This is a genomic window from Polynucleobacter rarus (assembly GCF_003072505.1).
GTDB lineage: Bacteria > Pseudomonadota > Gammaproteobacteria > Burkholderiales > Burkholderiaceae > Polynucleobacter > Polynucleobacter rarus.
On sequence record NZ_NTGB01000001.1, the window covers coordinates 2,088,462 to 2,108,404 of the forward strand.

Below are 19,943 nucleotides of genomic sequence, written 5' to 3' on the forward strand. Positions count from 1 at the left end.
AAACCATTAGAGAGTTTTAGAGTTCAGATCCTAAAGGGAGGTTTATAATCTACTGCATCCTCTTCAACAAAGAACTAAGCAATGACAAATACTTTAGACGTACCCAAGTTTTTTAATAAAAACTTATTCTTGCTGATTCTTTGTCAAGGCCTGTATTTAACCAACAATGTCACCTTTATAGCAGTTAATGGACTAGTCGGCATGAGTCTAACTCCGATTCCTTGGTTGGCCACATTGCCTTTGATGGCGTATGTCGTAGGTGCCGCTTTAGCTACCTCACTGGTGGCAAAAGTACAAAATCACTTTGGTCGCAAGACCTCTTTTCAGATTGCTCTTGCTGTTGCCTCAGGTTCTACAGGCCTCTGTGCATATGCGGCTTATAGTCAGAATTTTTGGTTACTCGTTTTAGGTACTGCAATCGCTGGCTATTACAGTGCAAACGGACTTCTTTATCGCTTTGTTGCTCCTGAACTCACCCATTCAAGCTTTCGTGAACGCGCAGTTTCACTAGTATTAGCAGGAGGAGTGATTGGTGCGGTAGTGGGTCCTAATATGACGAATTGGACAAAAAATCTCTTTCCTACTCCCTTTTTAGGACCCTATCTGATTTTGTCACTAGCAGGTCTTCTTGGGATTTTTATCATGCATTTCATTGATTTCCCCAAAGAGGTTAAGACCGATAAAAATACCAATACTGGAAGATCGGTGAAAGAGATTATTTTTCAACCAGTATTTGTGGTCGTGCTCATCTGTAGTGCTTTAAGTTATGGTGTCATGAATTTACTCATGGCAGGAACACCACTTGCTATGGAAATTTGCAAATTTCCATTTTCTGATACAGCCATTGTTTTAGAGTGGCATGTGATTGGTATGTTTGCTCCTGGATTTTTTACTGGTAACCTGATTAAGAAATTTAGTTCGCAAATGATAATGAGGGTCGGTGTTTTCTTGATTTTTGTCAGCATTGGTATTTTGCAACTAGGTAGCGGCTTCTACCATTTTCTTTTTGCACTAGCATTGCTTGGTCTTGGTTGGAATTTTGTCTTTACCGCTGCCACAACACTGGCTATTACTTCCTACCGTCCGGAAGAAAAAAATAAGGCACAAGCCATTGTCAACTTCTTTGTATTTGGCACAATGGCTTTTAGTTCTATTGGCTCAGGTGCCATTATTATTTCCGGTGGTTGGAATATCCTTACTATGGGTTCACTCATTCCCACTACTGTAATGGCTCTAGCTCTTGTTTATTTATATTTTCATCAAAGAAAAAACACTCCAGCAATCGCTTAATTTGCAAACTGTCTTGCAATACTATGATGACAATAGGCTTATTTTCTCATCTCAGAAGATCGTTCATGAGAAAATAGTCTTTTAAGATTTTAAGATTGTTTCCATGAAGCCCAGAACCACCGTAGATATGGCACAGGTTCATACATTTGATGAAATCATCGATGTACGAACCCCGGCAGAGTTTGCCTTGGATCATATTCCTGGTTCCATTAACCGCCCCGTATTAAGTGACGATGAGCGCGTAGTAGTTGGGACCATCCATCATCAAGAATCGCCCTTTGCGGCTAAAAAAGTAGGCTCCACCCTCATTGCAAGAAGAATCGCTGCCCATATCGAGGAGGATTTTTATACGCGTCCAAAAAACTGGCGTCCACTGATTTACTGTTGGCGGGGTGGCAAACGCAGTAATGCGATGGGATATATTCTTCGAGAAATTGGGTGGCAAGCCCATGTATTAGAAGGTGGATACAAAGCCTATCGTAGTCATGTACTAGCCAGATTATGTGACTTACCCAATGACTTTAATTATCGGGTGGTGACAGGCTCTACAGGGAGTGGTAAGAGTCGTATTTTGGAGACCTTACATGAACTTGGTGAACAAGTCTTAGACTTGGAACAAATTGCTAACCACAAAGGTTCAGTTCTGGGCAATATGCCGGACTCAAATCAACCAAGTCAAAAATACTTTGAGAGTTATGTCCTTGATCAATTAGAAAACTTTGATAAGACTCGGGTTGTATTTATTGAAGCCGAAAGTAAAAAAATAGGCAACATTCAAGTACCAGATACCTTATTGGAAAGATTTCGTCAAAGTGAGTGTGTCAGAATTGAAGCAAGTACCGATGCGCGAGTAGAGTTTCTCATTAGAGACTATGACTACCTGATTAATAACCCCAATCAACTTATTCAGAAATTATCTTTTTTAAAGGAGTTACATGGGCATGAGGTGTTAGATCGTTGGACGCATTGGATTAACAATCATGCTTGGCAAGATTTAATTAGAGATTTACTTGTGAGGCACTATGACAGACTCTATGAGCGCTCTCAAGGAAAAAACTTTAGCCAGTATATGGACGCACCTAAAATTGAAGTCGATGATCTCAGTCCAGCTTCCATCCACCTTATCGCTACAGAAATTCAGAAAAGATTCTCTTAATTATTCAAGTATCTAAGTAAAAACGCTGATTGTTTTAAATGATTTCCGGAGTATCCTTTAATTTATAACCCATAATTAAAGGAGACAAGATTGAAAACTTTTATTAAATTAGCCTTTTGCAGTTTAGTTGCATTGGGTTCTGTCAGTGGCACTTTGTCCAGTGCAGCAGATCATCCATTACCTCCTGGGGTCATGAATGTTCCACCAGATAAGATTAAGTGGGAAAAAACTCCTTCAGGTCGTGAGCAAGCCTTCCTCATGGGCAATCCTAATAAACCAGGTCCTTATCTCTACTTGGTTAAATGGACTCCATTTGATAAAGCCTATGCCCATAAACATCCTGAAGACCGCTATGGCATGGTGATTTCTGGATTGCATTACATTGGCTATGACACCAAGTTTGATGAGTCAAAGTTACACGCACATCCAGTCGGTAGTTACTTTACTGAGCCAGCTAATACTGCTCACTTTGGTAAAACGAATGCTGAAGGTGCAATCCTGCTTTTCTACGGCATTGGACCAACAGGCAGCACACCATTAGAGAAAGATCCTAGAGACACGAAATAAATATTTAATGTTTGAAATGTAAAAAAGCCATTTTTATGAAATGGCTTTTTTATTACTTCTACTTGAACAGCTTGGCGTGAAGATTTACTGTGCCAAGTACAACTGAATCAGTCCTTGTGTACCATCTTTACTATGACCTTCAGCTGCAATTTGATCATATAACTTTTTAGCTTGAATCAAACCAGGCAACTCTAGTTGCATAGCCTGTGCTTCACTCAAAGCAATGGTTAAATCTTTAATGAAGTGTTCAATATAAAAGCCAGGAGCATAATCACCGGCAATCATCTTTGGTCCAAGGACGTTGAGCTGAAAGCCTGAGGCAGCGCCACCCCCAATGGATTGCATCACACTACTTGGATCTAAGCCGACTTTTTTCGCATAAGCAATGCCTTCAGACACGCCCATAATCGTTGAGGCAATCACAATCTGATTACACATCTTGGTATGTTGACCCATACCAGGACCGCCCTGTAAAACGATGCTTGCACCCATTAACTTGAGAACTGGTAAAGCATGCTCAAAAGTAGTCTTATCACCACCAACCATAATCGTTAATTTGGCATCCCTAGCACCAATATCCCCACCAGAAACTGGTGCATCAATAGCAGCTAATCCTTTAGCCGTTGCAGCTTCACTAATCGCTCTAGCAAGCGATGGGCTTGAAGTTGTCATATCAATGAGAATAGTTCCAGGCTGGGCGTTGTTTAGAATCCCCGCCTCCCCCATATAAACTTCTTCAACATCAGATGGGAAACCCACCATCGTGATGACCAAATCAGAGTTCGCGGCAACAGCACCTGGCGTATCAAACCACTTTGCACCCTTGGCAACAATCGCATCCGTTTTTGCTTTAGTACGGTTATACACATTCACCGCATAACCACTCGCAAGAATATGACCGGCCATACTTTGACCCATAATACCCACGCCAATAAAACCAACCGATTTAATTTCTTTTAAATTTGTCATTCATTTTCCTAAGTGAGTTTTTAATATTTGGTTGTTAGTTTAACTAAAATTAAATCTAATACGAAGAGTATGCTTTAACAATATACGCATACTAACTATATTAGATGACATTAAATTCTAGGCGGATGCTTTGACAATCAGCATTTACTAACACTTATTTAGTGTTATTCACAAAATCCACCAATTTTTTATCCGCTTTAATCATTTTCATATACTGATCTGTAATGAAATCAGAAGGAGATGGGGCAACTTCTAATGCTTTTTTATTTTTTAAGAAATCACTATACTCTTGAAACCAAAAGTCCATTTGAGAAGTACCACTTTTACTACGGTCCATCAGCGATATTTGTTTTTCTAAATTAAAGGTAGGACGAGTATCAAATTCTCGGACCAAAAATTTATCGCTAACAGTTACACCACCTACATCATAGAATTGACTCATTAATTCTAATGCTTCAGATGGATGGGCATGCATCCAATTCCAAGCGCGCAAATAAATTGCAAGAAATTTAGCAACGTTTTCGGGATTCTGTTTCGCATACTCATCGCGAACGATTAAAGCACCCAAAACTGTCACACCACTATCTTTGGCAGAACAAATCACCTGGGTATTGGATCTTTCTTCGAGAGTATAGATATTCGGTGCCCATAAACCACCGAATTCAGCAGTACCTGAAGCGATGCTGTTCATGATTTCACCCTGAGTGCCAAGTTTAATATTCACATCAGATATTGATAAACCGTAATGTTTCAAACAAGAGGAGACCGTAAACTCACCGGTAGATAGATTTGTCAACAAAATAGTCTTACCTTTGATAAAGCCTGGGTTACTTTTGAAAGCGACAGCAGAACTTTTACTTGCCACAATCGTATTGGCTTGAGATTCGTCATTGGTAATTCCAATAGTTTTAACGCCGAATTTTGAATAACCTACAACCGAAACGAGAGAGCCAGCTCCACCGACATCCCAGGCTTTAGAAGATGCTCCATTGATTAAAGGCACCCCTCCAGGATAGGTTTTCAATTCAGGTTTTAAACCTAACTCTGACCACCAATCACGATCTGTAGCAATAAAAAAAGGCAAAGACCAATAAAGTGCAGGAATATAACTGACCTTAATTACCGTTAAGTTTTTTTTGGGTTTTGCCTCTGCGAAAGGACTTAAGCCCAACAAGGCTGATATGATACCAAATGAGATGATCTGCAGTAAATAACGCTGGGATTTCATGGTGAGCAATTTTCTTTCAATGATTTAAATGCAGGCCTATCACAATGTATGGACTAGATGTTCATCATTAACATCTAAATTAATTCAATTATAGGGAAATTAATTAATTAGAGTAAATATAAACTCCAAAAACCGAATAAATGTTTTATATAATCAGAGGAATTAATATAAAAATCATTATCTAATCTATTTAGGATATCAATGAAGAAAAAAATCAAGCCTATTCAAGACATTAAATTTAATATCTGGATATTAGCCGGATTGATTTTAGTTGCATTATTAATTTCAGGTTTTGTAGGTATTTCTCAATACAAGAAATCCACGAATCATTTAATCCAGTTAACGGATAGCCGTGGCAAACAATTTGAGACTCTTTTTGATGAGTTGAAAAAAGCACGATTTAGATCTATGGGAATTGGGACTGACATGCTACTTGTCAGTAAAAAACTTAATAATCGTTTTTTCGAGCGAGATCGAAAAGGTCTTGCTGAAATCATTGATCCTGTTGCCGAGTATATTGAAAAAAAACATAGCATTGAACAAATCAACTTTTATATTCCTCCAGGCCTGCTTTTTTATCGTGCGCTCAATCCTGAACTTGGCTTGATTGACCTCACCCAAATTCGGCCATCCCTAGTGCAAGCGGTTCAAAACCAGCAACGTTTAATGGCGGTAGAAAATGGTATAGGAGGTCTGTTAGGGATTCGCGCTTTGGTTCCCATATTTCATGAAGATAAATATGTCGGGACCATTGAAATGGTTTCTAATTTCAACATACCTCTTGGTGCAGCGGCGAAAGCCACTAATCTCAAATGGGCATTGAGTATGTCCCAATCGGTTGCTACTCGAGCCCAAAAACCGCAAGATGAAAAAAATGATGTCTTAAAAGAGGATGAAGTTTATTATGATTTTTCTGACCCTATAGCCCATGATTTAATTCTCAATGCAGATTTTGATCCAAGATCTAAAGGGTATGCAATATTAAAGTCAGGAGATAGAAAAATTTATCTACGTACTGTTAAAGTTTTAGATTTTACAGGTACTCCAACTGTTACGATTGCCTTAATTGATGATCTCACAGACTCCTTTCAGGATGCACTACTGGACGCCTTGATTCATGCAGGCATAGCATTTATTGTCTTGATTTTGGCTTTTAATTTTGTTTATTTTAAATTTGAAATCTTTAAATCTGCTCTTTTTGGATCAATTGGCATTGAACGCAATCAAATGAAATCCCAACTAGAGATGGGACAACTTGCACTTGAAAAAGTAAAAGACCTTGAGAATACGAAACGCCGTTTTTTTGGTAACTTAATGATGGCAATTCATCAACCCCTCATCTCGATATCTGGTCAAATAGCCAATGCTAAAGCATCTTTGATCCAGTCACAATCATCATCCAACGATCTGCGTGTGCTCGATGCAGCGCTTTCCCAAACGAATGGACTTTCAAAATTAGTTGGTGATTTTCAACGGATTGAACTTTTCAGAGAAGAACTGGTCAATGCAAAAGTAGTCAAAACATCCATTGCTGAGGTACTTTCTGCTTTGGCAAAAGACATTGCCTTTTATCATCGCTTCCCACAATTTAAAGTCCATGTTCATTCTGCAGCACATGTACCTGATGCTCAAGTTGATGCCTCGCTATTGAGCCTAGCTATTATGAATCTGGTTGAATATGCAGCTTCTCTGACTGTTCAAGGAGATGTTCAGATATCCTCTGAAATCGATGACGAACATTGGCTGAATATTCGAATTCAAGGGTCTGCTTTTGAATACAGTGAAATCCCTAATCTAGCTCTTTTAGATGAAGCCAAGCAGTTTATGATTCGTCTCAATCAAGGAGCCGGTAAGATCGATGCAAGAGATGCGAGCTTAGTTGGAATTATTCTAACCCGAAATATCGTTGAATATTTTGGTGGCTCATTATCTATTTATGAAGAAAAGCCCTTTGGTTTCCTCATTCAGTTACCAACAGTAGCCTAAAAAATAAGAGCCTACTCAATGAAGAAAATCTATCGTAACTTAATCCTCGTCATCATTACCCTCTTTATTCTGAGTAAGTTATATGAAGGGTTTATAGGTCCTATCGCCTTTGTGACAGGAATTCCTGATGAGACAATTTGGCAAGTGATTGCTGCTACTTATACTTTTTTCATCTTTTTACTCATTGCAGTCATCGTGCAAAATGAGTTCGTCCATGGCTACTTAGAGCGAGTTACGCAAACGAAAATTCCGTTTTTAATTGGCAATGTAGTAACCGGGTTTGTCTTGTCAGTCGGCATATGTATCATCTTGTCTCTCGTATTTGACCAAAGTATCTCAACACTATTAGCGACACTTGCTGGTTCATTAGCTTTATTAGGTTTTGCTCTGAAAGATTATGCTGTGGCCTTGGTTACCGGTCTTGTTCTAAATGTTGAGAAAAGTTTTAAAGTAGGCGATGAGGTAAGTATCGACGGTATGGAGGGAACTGTTTCACAAATTACCTGGAGAAATACGGTTCTCACAACATCCACTGGGGCAACCATCTTTATCCCCAATGTCTCTATTTTTTCCACCAATATTACTAATTTCGATTTACCTAACTCAAATTCACTACGGTCCGTTGAAGTCGTTATCGATTACGATATTTCGGTTGAAAGTGTAGAGCGTATCTTGTATGCAGCAGTATTGAGTTCAAAGGGCCCAAAATTTGTGGGTACCCCAAGTGTATTTGCAAGAAAGTTACTATCCAATGGAATACTCTATGAAGTCCAATTTACCATTGCAGATAATCGAGATGGTTTAAATTCTGAACATGCTGTCATTCGTAGTATCTTAGACTGTATGCGTAAATCAGATATCACAGTCTCGAACCGATCTTCCGACCTTTTATACCTTGTACAACAGGTCAAATTATTTAATCAATTCAGTAATGAACAATGTTTAACTGTCACTAAGTATTTATTGGAAAGAAGATACGCTCCCCTTGCAACCATCGTACATTTTTCCGAAGTAAGAAATTCCCTCTTTATCATTGCAGAGGGTATAGTGAAATGCACCATGATTGACTCAGAAGATCAACTGATTAATCAGAATTACATTACAACGGAATTCTTTGGCACTGATGCACTTTTTGCCGGTATGCCACAAAAAATAAATGCTGTTTCACAATCTGATGTATTGATCTATGAAATTACTCAAGAAGCACTCCAAAGTATCTTCGCTAAAATGCCAGAACTCAAAGAAGCCTTTGCTAAAAATCTAGCCCTCATCCAATGGAAGGCTTTAAACCGAAACCGCTATGAAGATACGATAAAACCAGAAGAATTAGAACCATTAGAAAATTTCTATTCTGGACAAATCTATGCTAACTATGGGCAGAGTACGCCATTGATGTAAAAGACGACTTTAAAAGATCAATAAAAAAAACCGGCTTTCACCGGTTTTCTATCAAAGCACCAACCATCATTGAGAATTCAACTCTTTCCTAATGCTTGGGGATTCTCACTTTCGAAATGCTAATTAAACGTTCCAACGTGGCATCAATTTAGCTGCGTTACCGCGTGTAATCAAATTCATGTCTTGTTGATTAAATCCATAAGCCAAGAGACCCTTGATATTATCTTCACTGGTCCGGTACGGATAATCAGATCCAAATAACACTTTATCCTTCGTTACTAAAGCGAGCAATGATGGTAAGGCATAACCATTGGAAGCCCATGCTGTATCGTAATAAAAACGTTGTAATTCATGCATTACACCGTTCGGTACCCGCTCTGCCAATTTTTTATCAATCACTGGCATTTTTTGTAAACGCTCTGTGAGGAACGGTAAAGTACCACCAGCGTGTGAGAAGATAAACTTAATATCTTGACACTTAGCAGCAGTACCAGAGAATACGATATTGACAATTGTTCTCGTTGTATCCGTACCATATTCAACCACGGTTGGTGGGGTATCCGGTAATAAGTTATTACAGCAATTCGCTGAAGTAGGATGGGTATATAAAATTGCTTTACGACGATTGAGCTCTTCCATCACTGGCGCAAAAGAAGGATGACCTAACCATTTATCGCCATAGCTCGTTAATAAGCCAATACCATCTGCTTTTAAGACGTCCATTGAATATTCAATTTCACGCAAGGCGTCATCCATATTTTGCATTGGCAACATTGCAAAGGAGCCAAAGCGACCTTTATGATCACCAGCCACTTTTGCAGCGTATTCATTATTTTCACGAGCAATTTTTTTCGCCATCGCTGGATCTAAAAAGCTGACTTGCGGTGTAGTTGCAGAAAGAATCGAAGTTTTGGTACCGGCAGCGTCCATATCATCGATGGTATTTTTCACAGACCAATCAAGTGCAGGCTTTTGTGCCAACTTTTTGGACACCATTTCAGCGACCAAGGTAGGCGCAAAAAAGTGATGATGCGTATCAATCTTGTCGCGATTACCAATCACCGCGGAATTAGCTTGCGCATTTGCCGTAGTTGGTAAAACGGTTGCCGCACCTAAGCCGGCTAAGCTACTTAAAAAATTTCTGCGGGAAACGCCGCAAGAACAGTATAAGTTTTTCATTTTTTATCCTTTAAGGTTTTTTCCAGCCAGATTGTTCTAATATGCGTAATTCCCAAGGAATAATCACTTTAGAAAAAATATTTGCATCGGTCCATCCTTTTACTTCGCGTCCCAAATGACCCCCTTTTGGATTAATCCAAAAATCTTTCGGTACATCACCCGCCTCCATTAACCTCTTGACATCATCTAAAGGGACTTGAGTATCATTTGCTCCCGCTAAAATTAACATCTGTGTTGTTGGACGCTGCAATAGGTTTTGATCTTTTAAAGACATTTTTGGCACATAGGCTAATAATTGCTCTAAATTAGTAACACCCTCATAAACATTAATGCTGGCGGGTAAGTAATCAAATAAATACTCTGGCGTACTCAGTTTCTTTTCAACAAACTTTGAATCAAACGTTGAGTGAACTGGTGGAGATTGAGCCACTGAGGCTAATAAACGATCTTTTTCGAGAATGCCCATTTTCGTTGCCCAGTAGGCCCCAAAGCTCACCCCTGAGAAAATAATCCGTTTCTGGTCAATCTCGGGACGGGTCTGTAAATAATCTAGGGCGACAGAGAACATTCTTTCGGCTGTTGGGCTTACTTTTAAAGGTGCTTGACCAGTGCCTGGACCGTCTACGACAAAAATACCAACCCCATGTTGCAAGATTTGGCTATAGCTATCCGCCACTGTCTCTTTACGACTATCTAGGCCGCTAACTGCAAAAATCAAGGGGACTTTTTGATTAGCACTGGCACCTTTTGGCAGTCGCATGTAACCAACGATTTGCTTACCTTCAAAAGGAATTTTAACCACTTCCAGTGGAATGTCGAAACTTTGGGCATATTTCAAATAAGCGTCTAGCGCCTTTTGATAAGCGACTTCTTTACCTGGTGAAGTTGGTGCTGGCCATTGACCAAAGAAATATAAACGCCAAGCCTTTTTATACAAAGCCCCTGCTTGCTCTTTATTGGTTGCAGCCTTAGCCTGTTGCATATATTTATCAGCGACTTGACTCCAAGCTGCTCCCCACTCATCGGGATTTCTGGTTTTAATAAGTCCGAGGGCTTCCTTGACATCTGGCACTTCCATATTCAAAAGGGGATATGCGCCACCATTTTCAGCACGATGTAAGGCCTCTTGTTTGATTTCCTCGATATTGCGATCTTTCACTTGGGCTGATGCCTGAACTGAAAAACCGACTAGGGCAATCATCAAATACTTGATGAGAAATTTGCTCATTATTGTCTCTATTAGGATATTTTTATAAAAAACTTCTTGTATAAATATACCTTGATTTACGCTGATTTAATTAAAAAATCAGAGTAAATCCTAATAAGAATCGTCCAAATTGAGAGACTTTTTGGAGAAACACTCTTTTCAAATAGAGTTTAGCAATCTTTGAGCTAGTAAAAAAACGGGGCGATCAATCATTTTGCCATCGAGCTGAACCGCACCACCCTGGGCTTTTTCAAAAGCTTCAACAATACTTCGTGCTCTTAATACTTCATCCTGACTTGGCTGAAAAAATTGCAGTGTTGTCGGAATCTGTTTAGGATGCAAACATAGCTTTCCAAGAAACCCAATACCACGTGCACGTTTTAAATCTGCCAGAAGCTGCGCCTCATTTTGCAAATCAACCGTCACACCGTCAATCGGCGGAGCAAGATCGAACAAGCGACTTAGTACCGTCATTTGGAACCGCAGTCCTTGCAATTCGGACTCACTGCTGTCACAACGTAAACCTAGGTCTGCTTGTAAATCAATATTCCCCAAAGTTAGTCGAATTGTTTTGGAATGAGCTGCAATAGAACGAAGTTGATCGATTCCTTTAGCAGACTCAATCATTGGGATAATGTAACTGTCTGAGGACAAGTAAGTACTAATTAAATCAAGCTGATCGCTTGACTCTGTTTTTGGATGAATTAAAGCCTTTAAAGGTAAGGTCTTAATTAAGTCTAGGTCTAAGGCAGCTTGATCGGTACTGAGGCTATTCATCCGAAGCAGAATTCGATCACCAAATTTTTCAAAAAGGGGAACTAAATGTTGAATAATAGATTGCCTTGCTGCTGGTTTATCAATGAGGCCCACGGCATCTTCTAAATCAACAATAATATGAGCACCTGTCTCAAGCGCTTTGATAAAGCGCTCAGGCCGATTGGCTGGAACAAATAAAAATGCTTTTGCTAGACCACTAGTTGAATTTGCTTTATCTTGACTCATATCAATTTTCCAATCTTTGTCAGCGTTTCAATTTGCCATAGTTGAACAATTAATGTACGCATTTCCACTTCAGTTGCCGCTTTACTAAATAAGGCAAGACGAATGGCTTTCTCTTCAATTTCTGATCTAGATAGTGTGTTATCCGGATCACCCTTTGGATCATCGACTCGACCTGAATAAGTCTTGCCATCCTGCGTCATCACTGTGACCTTACCAATCCACTTACGCGGATAAGCCTGATCAACTTCTGGGTCTAAAACCATCTCCACTTTCTGACAGAATGCTTGAATGTCTTCACTAGAAAAAGAGGACTCAAACTCATTCAAACCTGCATAGCCAAATCGTGCTGCTAAAGCCAATACGGTTCCCATCGAAAATTTAGATTGATGAACGGTTTTTGGATCTATTACCGGACCCAGCACATCAATCGCGCCCTGATGCACATGCGTAATTACTCTAGCAATTTGATCAATTTTTAATTGGTTATCTTGCATTACTTTTAATAAGGCGTCTGCAGCAGGATGCGTATGTCGGCAAGAAGCGTGGTACTTAAATGAGGTTTCCTCAGTAGCAAAGCGAGTTCCTAAACCTGCAGTAAGCTTTGTTACATCTGCATCAGTTGACATCCCCGCGGCCATACCTTGTGGGCCTTCTAAAATATGTTTAGCCCCAGTAAAACCGTCTTTTGCTAAATAAGCTGACATCAATCCAGTACTTGCAGCGTGGGAGGTGTGCAACTGTTTCGAATCAGCCGCGTCACGCAAAAACTCCCATAAGCCAGCAGCCTGCGTTCCTGCTGAGCCAAAGGCATGTAACATTTGTTCAGGGGTTAAATGCAACAAACGACCAACGGCTGCTGCCGCAGCTAAACTTCCGGCAGTTCCTGTGGTGTGAAAAATCTTATAGTGTGACCTGCCTAAAAATTCACCAACTCGAATCCCTACTTCATAACCAGCAACACAGGCTGTTAAAAACTCTTGGCCACTTGCACCGATGGCTTGAGCAACTGCCAGCGCGGGCGAGAAAACTACCGTAGCTGGATGAAAAACAGAGGCATTATGCACATCATCCTGCTCGACCACATGCGAAGCTGCCGCGTTTACCATCGCCGCAAACATTGGGGAGGAGAAAGTGCGATGAATTAATATTTCAGCGCCGCCGGGATAAGCTTGATTCTGCACTGGAGTCATTTGAGCAGTGAATTTCGCGACACTTTCAACTGCACGAGCCCCCTTACCAGCTAGTGCTGATCCCACCCAATCTACAAGTAAGTCTTCCGTTTTACGAATGACTCTGGTTGGGATATCTGAAAACTGGAGATTGGCGGCATATTGCGCTAAAACTTGTGATGGAAAATCTGTCTGTATTGTCATAATATTTAGTTCGAAATAAAAATTAAATCAAGGCTTTTGCTGGCACCTAAATCTGGGTCGAAGACTTACCAAGAAACAGTTGAACCTAACAAGACTGTCGCAAAAATTCGGTAAATTTTTCTTCATCTAAATTATCCTTAATTATTAGAACAATCCACTTACCTAATTCATAATCATCAAACTTAGGCGAATAGTTGTGAGTAAGTAAGATCAAATGCACTATCGCTGCAGCAGTTCTTTTATTTGCATCGTTAAAACAATGTGCTTTAGCTATAAATATTCCTGCACACGCAGCATATTGAAAAACATCGTTCATTAATCCATAATCAATGCGATTTTGTAATCGAGATAAAACACCTGATAGGGATTTATCTCCAGCTAAACCTTGCAGTTCATTAGGCCCAATGACACTGTCGTGGATTTCGATTACATCAGACTCATCTAATAAATTAAAATGCAATTATTTATCCTTAAGATACTCAATCACATGGTTAATCTTAGGTAATCCATTTTTTATGTAGTTACGCAACTTTTCTTTACCTAAAGGAGATGTTGAAATGTCAGCTACAGCTCCAACAGGCACAAGATATGCAACAACTTCATTCCGATTAAGAATTGCTGTTGGTTCATTTCCTGATTTAGCCAAAACCTTTCCAGGCTCCCTAAATTCTGTTAAAGAAGCAATATTGCGTGTCAGCAACTTTTCCATACTTACTCCTCACTATTTTAATATATATATTAACATGCATTTAAATACACACTTAAAATAGGGTAAAACTAAAAAATTAAATAGCTTTTGAGTCTCGCATCTCTTTGATTTGCTCTGAACTAAACCCCAATTCTGTCAAGATTTGCTCAGTATGTTCACCAATTGCCGGAATTGGATCCATCCGGTATTCAAAAGCACTATTCTTTCCTGGGGGTAATAAAGCAGGAATATCTCCAACCGGAGAGCCTACTGCTTGCCAACGATTACGCGCCTTTAACTGCTCGTGATTCCACAGTCCAGCCATATCATTCATTCTGGCATTGGCAATTTGAGCAACATCTAAACGTTCTTCTACTTGGGCAATTGTTAAAGCTGAAAAGCTTTGATCAATGATTGCTTTCAAAGCATTTCTATTTTCATTACGCTGCGAATTGTTTGAGAATCTAGGATCCTGTGCAAGCTCCTGTTGGAACAATACCTTTTCACAAAAAACTTGCCACTCGCGTTCATTTTGTAAACCCAACATGACCGTATCGTTTTTACCAACTGGGAATGGTCCATAAGGATAAATCGTGGCGTGCGACGCCCCGTTTCTAGGGGGTGGTGAAGCATCTTGATAGGCATAATACAGTGGGAAACCCATCCATTCGCTTAAGGACTCTAGCATTGAAACATCAATATGTGAGCCTTCTTGAGTTTGATTACGTAATAGCAATGCTGACAGAATGTTCGTATAAGCATACATACCAGCAGAAATATCAGCAATCGAATTACCAGCCTTCGAAGGAGTTTCTTGAGTTCCTGTTACGGATAAAAAACCCGCTTCACTTTGGATTAATAAATCATAAGCCTTCTTATCCCGGAATGGACCGTCATTACCGTAACCTGAAATATCACAAACAATCAAACGTGGATTGATTGTTTTTAAGTTCTCATAGCCTAGGCCTAACCGACTAGCAGCACCTGGCGCTAGGTTTTGAATAAATACATCCGCAGTTTTCAGCAAGGTCATTATTGCCTGCAAGGCTAGGGGCTGTTTAATGTCTAAAGTCAAACTCTCTTTAGAACGATTCGTCCAAACAAAGTGAGAGGACATACCTGCAACACGCTGGTCATAATTTCTGGCAAAGTCCCCAACTTCAGGGCGCTCTACCTTAATCACGCGCGCTCCTAAATCTGCTAATTGTCGGGAACAAAATGGCGCTGCGATGGCGTGCTCCATCGAAACCACCGTAATACCTGATAAAGGTTTCATGGTTAAAAGGATCTTGGTAAGCCGAGGATGTGTTCTGCGACGTAAGAATAAATCAAGTTGGTAGAAATCGGGGCAACTTGATAGAGTCTTGTTTCACGAAATTTGCGCTCAATGTCATATTCGCAAGCAAAACCAAATCCACCATGTGTTTGAAGACAAACGTTAGCTGCTTCCCAGGACGCTTTAGCTGCGAGATATTTGGCCATGTTGGCTTCTGCGCCGCACGGTAAGTTGTTATCAAATAACTCACAAGCTCTGAACCGCATTAAATTAGCAGCTTCAGTTTCAATATAACTATCCGCTATTGGGAATTGAACCCCTTGATTTTTACCAATCGGACGATCAAAGACCACTCGCTCATTGGCATAGTTGCGCGCACGATTCACAAACCAGTAGGCATCACCTATACACTCAGCAGCAATCAAAGCTCTTTCTGCATTCAAACCATCCAGAATATATTTAAAGCCCATCCCTTCGACACCAATGAGGTTTTCGGCAGGGATTTCTAAATTGTCAAAAAACACTTCATTCGTTTCATGGTTCACCATGTTTAAGATTGGTGAAATACTCATACCACTGGCGAGAGCCTCGGCAATATTAACGATAAAAATAGACATCCCTTCTGATTTTTTCTTCACTTCTGCTAGGGGAGTGGTTCTAGCTAAAAGAATCATTAAATCAGAATGCTGAATTCTAGAAATCCATACCTTTTGGCCATTCACAACATACTTATCACCCTTTTTGACTGCAGTGGTTTTCAGTTTTGTAGTGTCCGTGCCAGTACTTGGTTCAGTCACCGCCATGGATTGCAAACGTAATTCCCCTGTGGCAATTTTAGGTAAATACAACTGCTTTTGCACTTCTGAACCATGGCGCAAAAGTGTGCCCATGTTATACATTTGGCCATGACAAGAGCCAGCATTACCGCCTGCCAAATTAATCTCTTCCATAATCACGGAGGCCTCACATAGCCCGAGACCAGATCCGCCGTACTCTGTTGGAATGAGTGCAGATAACCAACCTGCTTTGGTTAAAGCATCGACGAAGGCTTCTGGATAGCCGCGAGCTTCATCTACTTTTTGCCAGTATTGTGAATCAAAACTACCGCATAAATCTCTTAAAGCTTCACGTAACTCTTGATACTGATCTGCTGCTGGAATCATCATTGTCATATTATTCAGTCAATTAAATATTAGTAAAAGTTGCACGACCTTGCATCGTGAGCCAACCCTCATGGTCTTTGGCCCATAAATCAGCTGTTGAACTTGCCGCATCGACCTTGCCACAAACAAAGAAGTGATTAATATCAAAGGTCGGACGCAGGGCTTTGAATTCAAAAGTAAGTAGTTTTTTATCAGGGAATTGCAAACGGAATTGATCAACTAGCATAGTTGAAATTAATGGGCCATGGACAATAAGGCCTGGATATCCCTCAACTTCCGTCACATATTTACGGTCGTAATGAATTCGGTGACCATTAAATGTGATTGCAGAATATCTAAATAACAGCACTGGAGAAGGATCAATTCGGACTTCCCAGTCTGCATCACTTGGCGCTAAACTAGGTTTTGGGGGAACATCTGTTGGATTTGCTAAAGGGCGATAAACAATATCGTGTTCCTCAGTCAAGGCTAAACCTTGAGAGCCATGTAATTCATGATGAACCTCAACAAAGACCAAATCTCCCGTACGCCCTGATTTATGGGTAACGGACTTTACTTCTGAGTGACGGGTAATTTCTTGGCCCAGTTGAATTTCCTGATGCCAGGTATAACGACCACCCGCCCACATTCTTCGCGGCAGAGGGACTGGCGGTAAAAATCCGCCACGCTGTGGGTGACCATCTGGGCCGATTTCAGATTGCTTAGCCATGGGCAAAAAGTAGAGCCAATGCCACAACTCTGGTAGTCGATCACCTAAAACTGGGTCCCTATCTTTGCGGTCTAAGGTAGCAATAAGTGCTTTTACAGGGGCTAAGGTCATTTGATCGGTAAAAGACTCTTTACTACCGATCCATTTTTTTAAGTGCTCTATATCCAGTATTGTCATGATTTTATGATGTTTATCTGCTAGTCAAACAAGAAGTCATTTTAACCTTTTGATTAACTCCTTGTTTAAAAGTCATAATTGTTACAACTTAATTAAAGATTAATGTTAATTTGATGATAAGTAGGCCTAAAAGTGTTAATATTTATCACGTTTTTCATCATTGTAAAAATCCCCATTGGAGTAATTATGAAATCATTTATTAAATTAATCAGCTTGACAGCATTGATTGGGTTAAGTTCAATCACCCAGGCTCAACAATACCCAACTAGACCAATTACTCTAGTGGTTCCTTTTGCAGCTGGTGGTCCTACCGATGTGGCAGCTCGTATGATTTCAATTCCGATGGGCAAATCATTAGGTCAAACGGTGATTGTTGAAAACACAGTTGGTGCTGGTGGTACTGTCGCGACGCAACGTGTTGCGAGAGCAAATCCCGATGGATACACGATTTTTATCCATCACATGGGTATGGCAACAGCACCTGCGCTTTACAGAAAACTCCCTTTTGATCCGTTAAAAGACTTTGAATACATTGGCCAAGTGATTGATGTGCCAATGACTATGTTAGGTCGTAAAGATTTCCCTGCGAACAATTTACAAGAAATGATTGCATACGTCAAAGCACACAAAGATAAGATTTCGCTGGCAAATGCTGGTCTAGGTGCAGTGTCTCATTTGTGCGGTATGTTATTTCAGTCAGCGATTGGTGTTGAACTCAATACTATTCCTTACAAAGGCACTGGTCCAGCCTTGAATGATTTAATGGGTGGTCAGGTTGATTTACTTTGCGACCAAACGACTCAAACAGTACCTTTGATTAAAGAGGGTCGCGTGAAAATTTTTGGCGTCACTACCATGAAGCGTTTAAGTGCACTCCCAAATGTACCAACCATGGATGAACAGGGTCTCAAAGGATTTGAAGTGAAAGTTTGGCATGGTATCTATGCGCCAAAAGGAACTCCTCCAGCAATTGTAGAAAAAATCAATGCGGCTCTTCGTTCTGCTCTTCAAGATCCAGCTGTTAAACAAAGAATGGTTGATTTAAGTGTGGAAATTCCAAGTATGGATAAAGTTTCCCCACAGGGTTTACAAACTCACCTCGAAGCTGAAATTCAAAAATGGGGTCCTGTTATCCGTAAAGCAGGTATTTACGCTGATTAACCTTAGTTTAATTAGTTAGGCAAGAAGGACTGAATGTTTTCAGTCCTTTTTTTTGCCCCATAGTAGTGCTTTTATAAAGTTTTAGAATTTATTCTTTTTAATGTAATCAAGTCTTACGGATAATAGTATTTCAATGGATGTTACAAAAAGGAATAAATCATGGCAACAATTAATTTTATTGGTGGTGAAAAAGGTGGAGTTGGTAAATCCGTTACTGCTCGTTTATTAGCGCAGTACTATATCGATCATGAAATGGACTTTCAGGGTTTTGATACTGACCGATCACATCAATCTTTTAAGCGTTTTTATGAGGGTTTCGCTTCGAATGTTTTGGTAGATAGCTTTGAAGGCCTAGATCAAATTATCGACACTTTAGAAAGCAATCCAAATGCTAATTTAATTGTTGACTTGGCAGCCCAAACCTCAGCACCGCTAGCATTATGGATTAAAGAGGCTAATTTGTTGGATTTACTCCAGAGTATGGGTGTTGTTGTTAATTTTTGGCACGTCATGGATGACGGTAAAGACTCAGTTGAATTACTTGCTAAATTAACTAATTCATACGGCATAGGTCCCAATTATATTTTGGTTCAGAATAAAGGCCGCGGTGTTAATTTTAATATTTTGCATCAGTCAGATTCATTAAAAAATGCCATCACTCTTGGTGCTCTATTAGTTGAAATACCAAAATTATATGAGTCTACTATGCGTAAAATTGATGAGTCGAACATGAGTTTTTGGCGCGCATTGAATCATCAAAATGCTACAGGTGCATTGAGTTTAATTGATCGTCAACGCGTCAAAATCTGGCTTAAGGCTTGCTATGAAGTATTAGGGGGCTTACCTATTCATACTGAAAAACCTAAAACTACGGAAACTGAGTTGGATACTAACCAAGATCAGGAAATAGCACCTCAGTAAAACCAAAGCGGGTAAAGTCTTTTACTCGCATTGGAAACAAGTAACCAAATAAATGGTCACACTCATGCTGTACCACTCTGGCATGAAAGCCAGAAACTTGGCGATCAATAATTTGTCCCTTTTCATCTAGTCCTTGGTATCGTATTTTTTGATACCGAGGAACTACACCTCGAAGTCCAGGAACGGATAAACATCCCTCCCAACCCTCTTCGAGTTCAGTGCTAAGTGGTGTAATTATTGGATTAATTAAGATGGTTTGTGGGACCGGTTCAGCATTCGGATAACGGGAACTTTTCTCAAAGCCAAACACCACTATTTGTAAATCAATCCCGATTTGTGGAGCAGCCAAACCAGCTCCATTAGCTGCGGCCATTGTTTCTAAAAGATCCTGAATAATCAATTGAATCTCTGGTGTTGAAATTTTGGTAACGTCTACAGTTGTCGCTTTTTTTAAAAGGCGGGGATCACCCATCTTCAAAATTGAACGAATAAT

Annotated in this window: 19 protein-coding genes; 7 read left to right on the forward strand and 12 right to left on the reverse strand. The window is 40.0% G+C overall.

All coding sequences use genetic code 11. From position 1 onward, the window contains the following. Positions 1-81: 81 nt before the first annotated feature. The 3 genes from AOC35_RS09930 (at position 82) to AOC35_RS09940 (ending at position 3,013) form a co-directional block, all read left to right on the forward strand. Positions 82-1,290 (forward strand): MFS transporter, encoded by a 1,209-nt coding sequence (locus tag AOC35_RS09930; RefSeq protein ID WP_108646936.1) that lies wholly within the window; start codon positions 82-84, stop codon positions 1,288-1,290. Between the two features lie 103 nt (positions 1,291-1,393). Further along, on the forward strand, positions 1,394-2,446 hold the full coding sequence (gene mnmH / locus AOC35_RS09935; protein ID WP_108646937.1) for a tRNA 2-selenouridine(34) synthase MnmH: 1,053 nt from the start codon (positions 1,394-1,396) through the stop codon (positions 2,444-2,446). 90 nt (positions 2,447-2,536) lie between these two features. Then, a complete protein-coding gene (locus AOC35_RS09940) occupies positions 2,537-3,013 on the forward strand; it encodes a cupin domain-containing protein (protein WP_108646938.1) in 477 nt (158 codons plus the stop codon). 84 nt (positions 3,014-3,097) lie between these two features. Here the strand turns inward: AOC35_RS09940 and AOC35_RS09945 are convergent, their stop codons facing one another. Beyond that, positions 3,098-3,982 (reverse strand): NAD(P)-dependent oxidoreductase, encoded by an 885-nt coding sequence (locus AOC35_RS09945; protein WP_211307503.1) that lies wholly within the window; start codon positions 3,980-3,982, stop codon positions 3,098-3,100. A gap of 154 nt (positions 3,983-4,136) precedes the next feature. Beyond that, the gene (locus AOC35_RS09950) at positions 4,137-5,210 is read right to left on the reverse strand and encodes an ABC transporter substrate-binding protein (protein ID WP_108646939.1); all 1,074 of its coding nucleotides are present in this window, start codon (positions 5,208-5,210) and stop codon (positions 4,137-4,139) included. Positions 5,211-5,411: 201 nt separating this feature from the next. Between AOC35_RS09950 and AOC35_RS09955 the strand changes: the two genes are divergently transcribed. Further along, positions 5,412-7,196 carry a cache domain-containing protein gene (locus AOC35_RS09955; protein WP_108646940.1) on the forward strand — a complete coding sequence of 595 codons (1,785 nt, stop codon included), beginning with the start codon at positions 5,412-5,414 and terminating at the stop codon, positions 7,194-7,196. An 18-nt stretch (positions 7,197-7,214) separates the two neighbouring features. Continuing rightward, positions 7,215-8,594, forward strand: a complete 1,380-nt coding sequence (locus tag AOC35_RS09960; protein ID WP_108646941.1) for a mechanosensitive ion channel domain-containing protein — start codon at positions 7,215-7,217, stop codon at positions 8,592-8,594. 123 nt (positions 8,595-8,717) lie between these two features. Here AOC35_RS09960 and AOC35_RS09965 read toward each other — a convergent pair whose 3' ends face one another. The 9 genes from AOC35_RS09965 to AOC35_RS10005 all read right to left on the reverse strand — a co-directional run bounded on the left by AOC35_RS09965 (position 8,718) and on the right by AOC35_RS10005 (position 17,368). Continuing rightward, complete coding sequence (locus tag AOC35_RS09965; RefSeq protein WP_108646942.1) at positions 8,718-9,773, reverse strand: amidohydrolase family protein; 1,056 nt, start codon at positions 9,771-9,773, stop codon at positions 8,718-8,720. A 10-nt stretch (positions 9,774-9,783) separates the two neighbouring features. Continuing rightward, complete coding sequence (locus AOC35_RS09970) at positions 9,784-11,001, reverse strand: alpha/beta hydrolase family protein (RefSeq protein ID WP_108646943.1); 1,218 nt, start codon at positions 10,999-11,001, stop codon at positions 9,784-9,786. Between the two features lie 138 nt (positions 11,002-11,139). Further along, positions 11,140-11,982, reverse strand: coding sequence for an HpcH/HpaI aldolase/citrate lyase family protein (locus AOC35_RS09975; RefSeq protein ID WP_108646944.1), 843 nt, complete (start codon positions 11,980-11,982; stop codon positions 11,140-11,142). Continuing rightward, the gene (locus tag AOC35_RS09980; RefSeq protein ID WP_108646945.1) at positions 11,979-13,355 is read right to left on the reverse strand and encodes an MmgE/PrpD family protein; all 1,377 of its coding nucleotides are present in this window, start codon (positions 13,353-13,355) and stop codon (positions 11,979-11,981) included. The genes AOC35_RS09975 and AOC35_RS09980 overlap by 4 nt, the downstream gene beginning before the upstream one ends. An 85-nt stretch (positions 13,356-13,440) precedes the next feature. Beyond that, positions 13,441-13,815, reverse strand: coding sequence for a type II toxin-antitoxin system death-on-curing family toxin (locus tag AOC35_RS09985; RefSeq protein WP_211307504.1), 375 nt, complete (start codon positions 13,813-13,815; stop codon positions 13,441-13,443). Further along, entirely contained in the window at positions 13,816-14,064 is a 249-nt protein-coding gene (locus AOC35_RS09990) for a prevent-host-death family protein (RefSeq protein ID WP_108646946.1), read from the reverse strand. Between the two features lie 76 nt (positions 14,065-14,140). After that, positions 14,141-15,319 carry a CaiB/BaiF CoA transferase family protein gene (locus tag AOC35_RS09995; protein ID WP_108646947.1) on the reverse strand — a complete coding sequence of 393 codons (1,179 nt, stop codon included), beginning with the start codon at positions 15,317-15,319 and terminating at the stop codon, positions 14,141-14,143. A 2-nt stretch (positions 15,320-15,321) separates the two neighbouring features. Beyond that, entirely contained in the window at positions 15,322-16,485 is a 1,164-nt protein-coding gene (locus tag AOC35_RS10000; RefSeq protein WP_170107047.1) for an acyl-CoA dehydrogenase family protein, read from the reverse strand. A gap of 19 nt (positions 16,486-16,504) precedes the next feature. Further along, entirely contained in the window at positions 16,505-17,368 is an 864-nt protein-coding gene (locus AOC35_RS10005) for an HTD2 family dehydratase (protein WP_108646949.1), read from the reverse strand. A gap of 186 nt (positions 17,369-17,554) precedes the next feature. Between AOC35_RS10005 and AOC35_RS10010 the strand changes: the two genes are divergently transcribed. Further along, positions 17,555-18,529, forward strand: a complete 975-nt coding sequence (locus AOC35_RS10010; protein WP_108646950.1) for a tripartite tricarboxylate transporter substrate binding protein BugD — start codon at positions 17,555-17,557, stop codon at positions 18,527-18,529. A gap of 159 nt (positions 18,530-18,688) precedes the next feature. Beyond that, entirely contained in the window at positions 18,689-19,450 is a 762-nt protein-coding gene (locus tag AOC35_RS10015; RefSeq protein WP_108646951.1) for a nucleotide-binding protein, read from the forward strand. On the opposite strand, the gene def is transcribed toward AOC35_RS10015, so the two are convergent. Continuing rightward, complete coding sequence (def, locus tag AOC35_RS10020) at positions 19,419-19,943, reverse strand: peptide deformylase (protein WP_108648798.1); 525 nt, start codon at positions 19,941-19,943, stop codon at positions 19,419-19,421. The two genes, AOC35_RS10015 and def, sit on opposite strands and share 32 nt — an antisense overlap.

What these genes read in the sequence shown, in the direction of transcription:
- AOC35_RS09930 (WP_108646936.1), top strand. Translation starts at nt 82, where the DNA reads ATGACAAATACTTTAGACGTACCCAAGTTTTTTAATAAAAACTTATTC.
- mnmH (WP_108646937.1), top strand. Translation starts at nt 1,394, where the DNA reads ATGAAGCCCAGAACCACCGTAGATATGGCACAGGTTCATACATTTGAT.
- AOC35_RS09945 (WP_211307503.1), bottom strand. Translation starts at nt 3,982, where the DNA reads ATGACAAATTTAAAAGAAATTAAATCGGTTGGTTTTATTGGCGTGGGT.
- AOC35_RS09950 (WP_108646939.1), bottom strand. Translation starts at nt 5,210, where the DNA reads ATGAAATCCCAGCGTTATTTACTGCAGATCATCTCATTTGGTATCATA.
- AOC35_RS09955 (WP_108646940.1), top strand. Translation starts at nt 5,412, where the DNA reads ATGAAGAAAAAAATCAAGCCTATTCAAGACATTAAATTTAATATCTGG.
- AOC35_RS09960 (WP_108646941.1), top strand. Translation starts at nt 7,215, where the DNA reads ATGAAGAAAATCTATCGTAACTTAATCCTCGTCATCATTACCCTCTTT.
- AOC35_RS09965 (WP_108646942.1), bottom strand. Translation starts at nt 9,773, where the DNA reads ATGAAAAACTTATACTGTTCTTGCGGCGTTTCCCGCAGAAATTTTTTA.
- AOC35_RS09970 (WP_108646943.1), bottom strand. Translation starts at nt 11,001, where the DNA reads ATGAGCAAATTTCTCATCAAGTATTTGATGATTGCCCTAGTCGGTTTT.
- AOC35_RS09975 (WP_108646944.1), bottom strand. Translation starts at nt 11,982, where the DNA reads ATGAGTCAAGATAAAGCAAATTCAACTAGTGGTCTAGCAAAAGCATTT.
- AOC35_RS09980 (WP_108646945.1), bottom strand. Translation starts at nt 13,355, where the DNA reads ATGACAATACAGACAGATTTTCCATCACAAGTTTTAGCGCAATATGCC.
- AOC35_RS09990 (WP_108646946.1), bottom strand. Translation starts at nt 14,064, where the DNA reads ATGGAAAAGTTGCTGACACGCAATATTGCTTCTTTAACAGAATTTAGG.
- AOC35_RS09995 (WP_108646947.1), bottom strand. Translation starts at nt 15,319, where the DNA reads ATGAAACCTTTATCAGGTATTACGGTGGTTTCGATGGAGCACGCCATC.
- AOC35_RS10000 (WP_170107047.1), bottom strand. Translation starts at nt 16,485, where the DNA reads ATGATGATTCCAGCAGCAGATCAGTATCAAGAGTTACGTGAAGCTTTA.
- AOC35_RS10005 (WP_108646949.1), bottom strand. Translation starts at nt 17,368, where the DNA reads ATGACAATACTGGATATAGAGCACTTAAAAAAATGGATCGGTAGTAAA.
- AOC35_RS10010 (WP_108646950.1), top strand. Translation starts at nt 17,555, where the DNA reads ATGAAATCATTTATTAAATTAATCAGCTTGACAGCATTGATTGGGTTA.
- AOC35_RS10015 (WP_108646951.1), top strand. Translation starts at nt 18,689, where the DNA reads ATGGCAACAATTAATTTTATTGGTGGTGAAAAAGGTGGAGTTGGTAAA.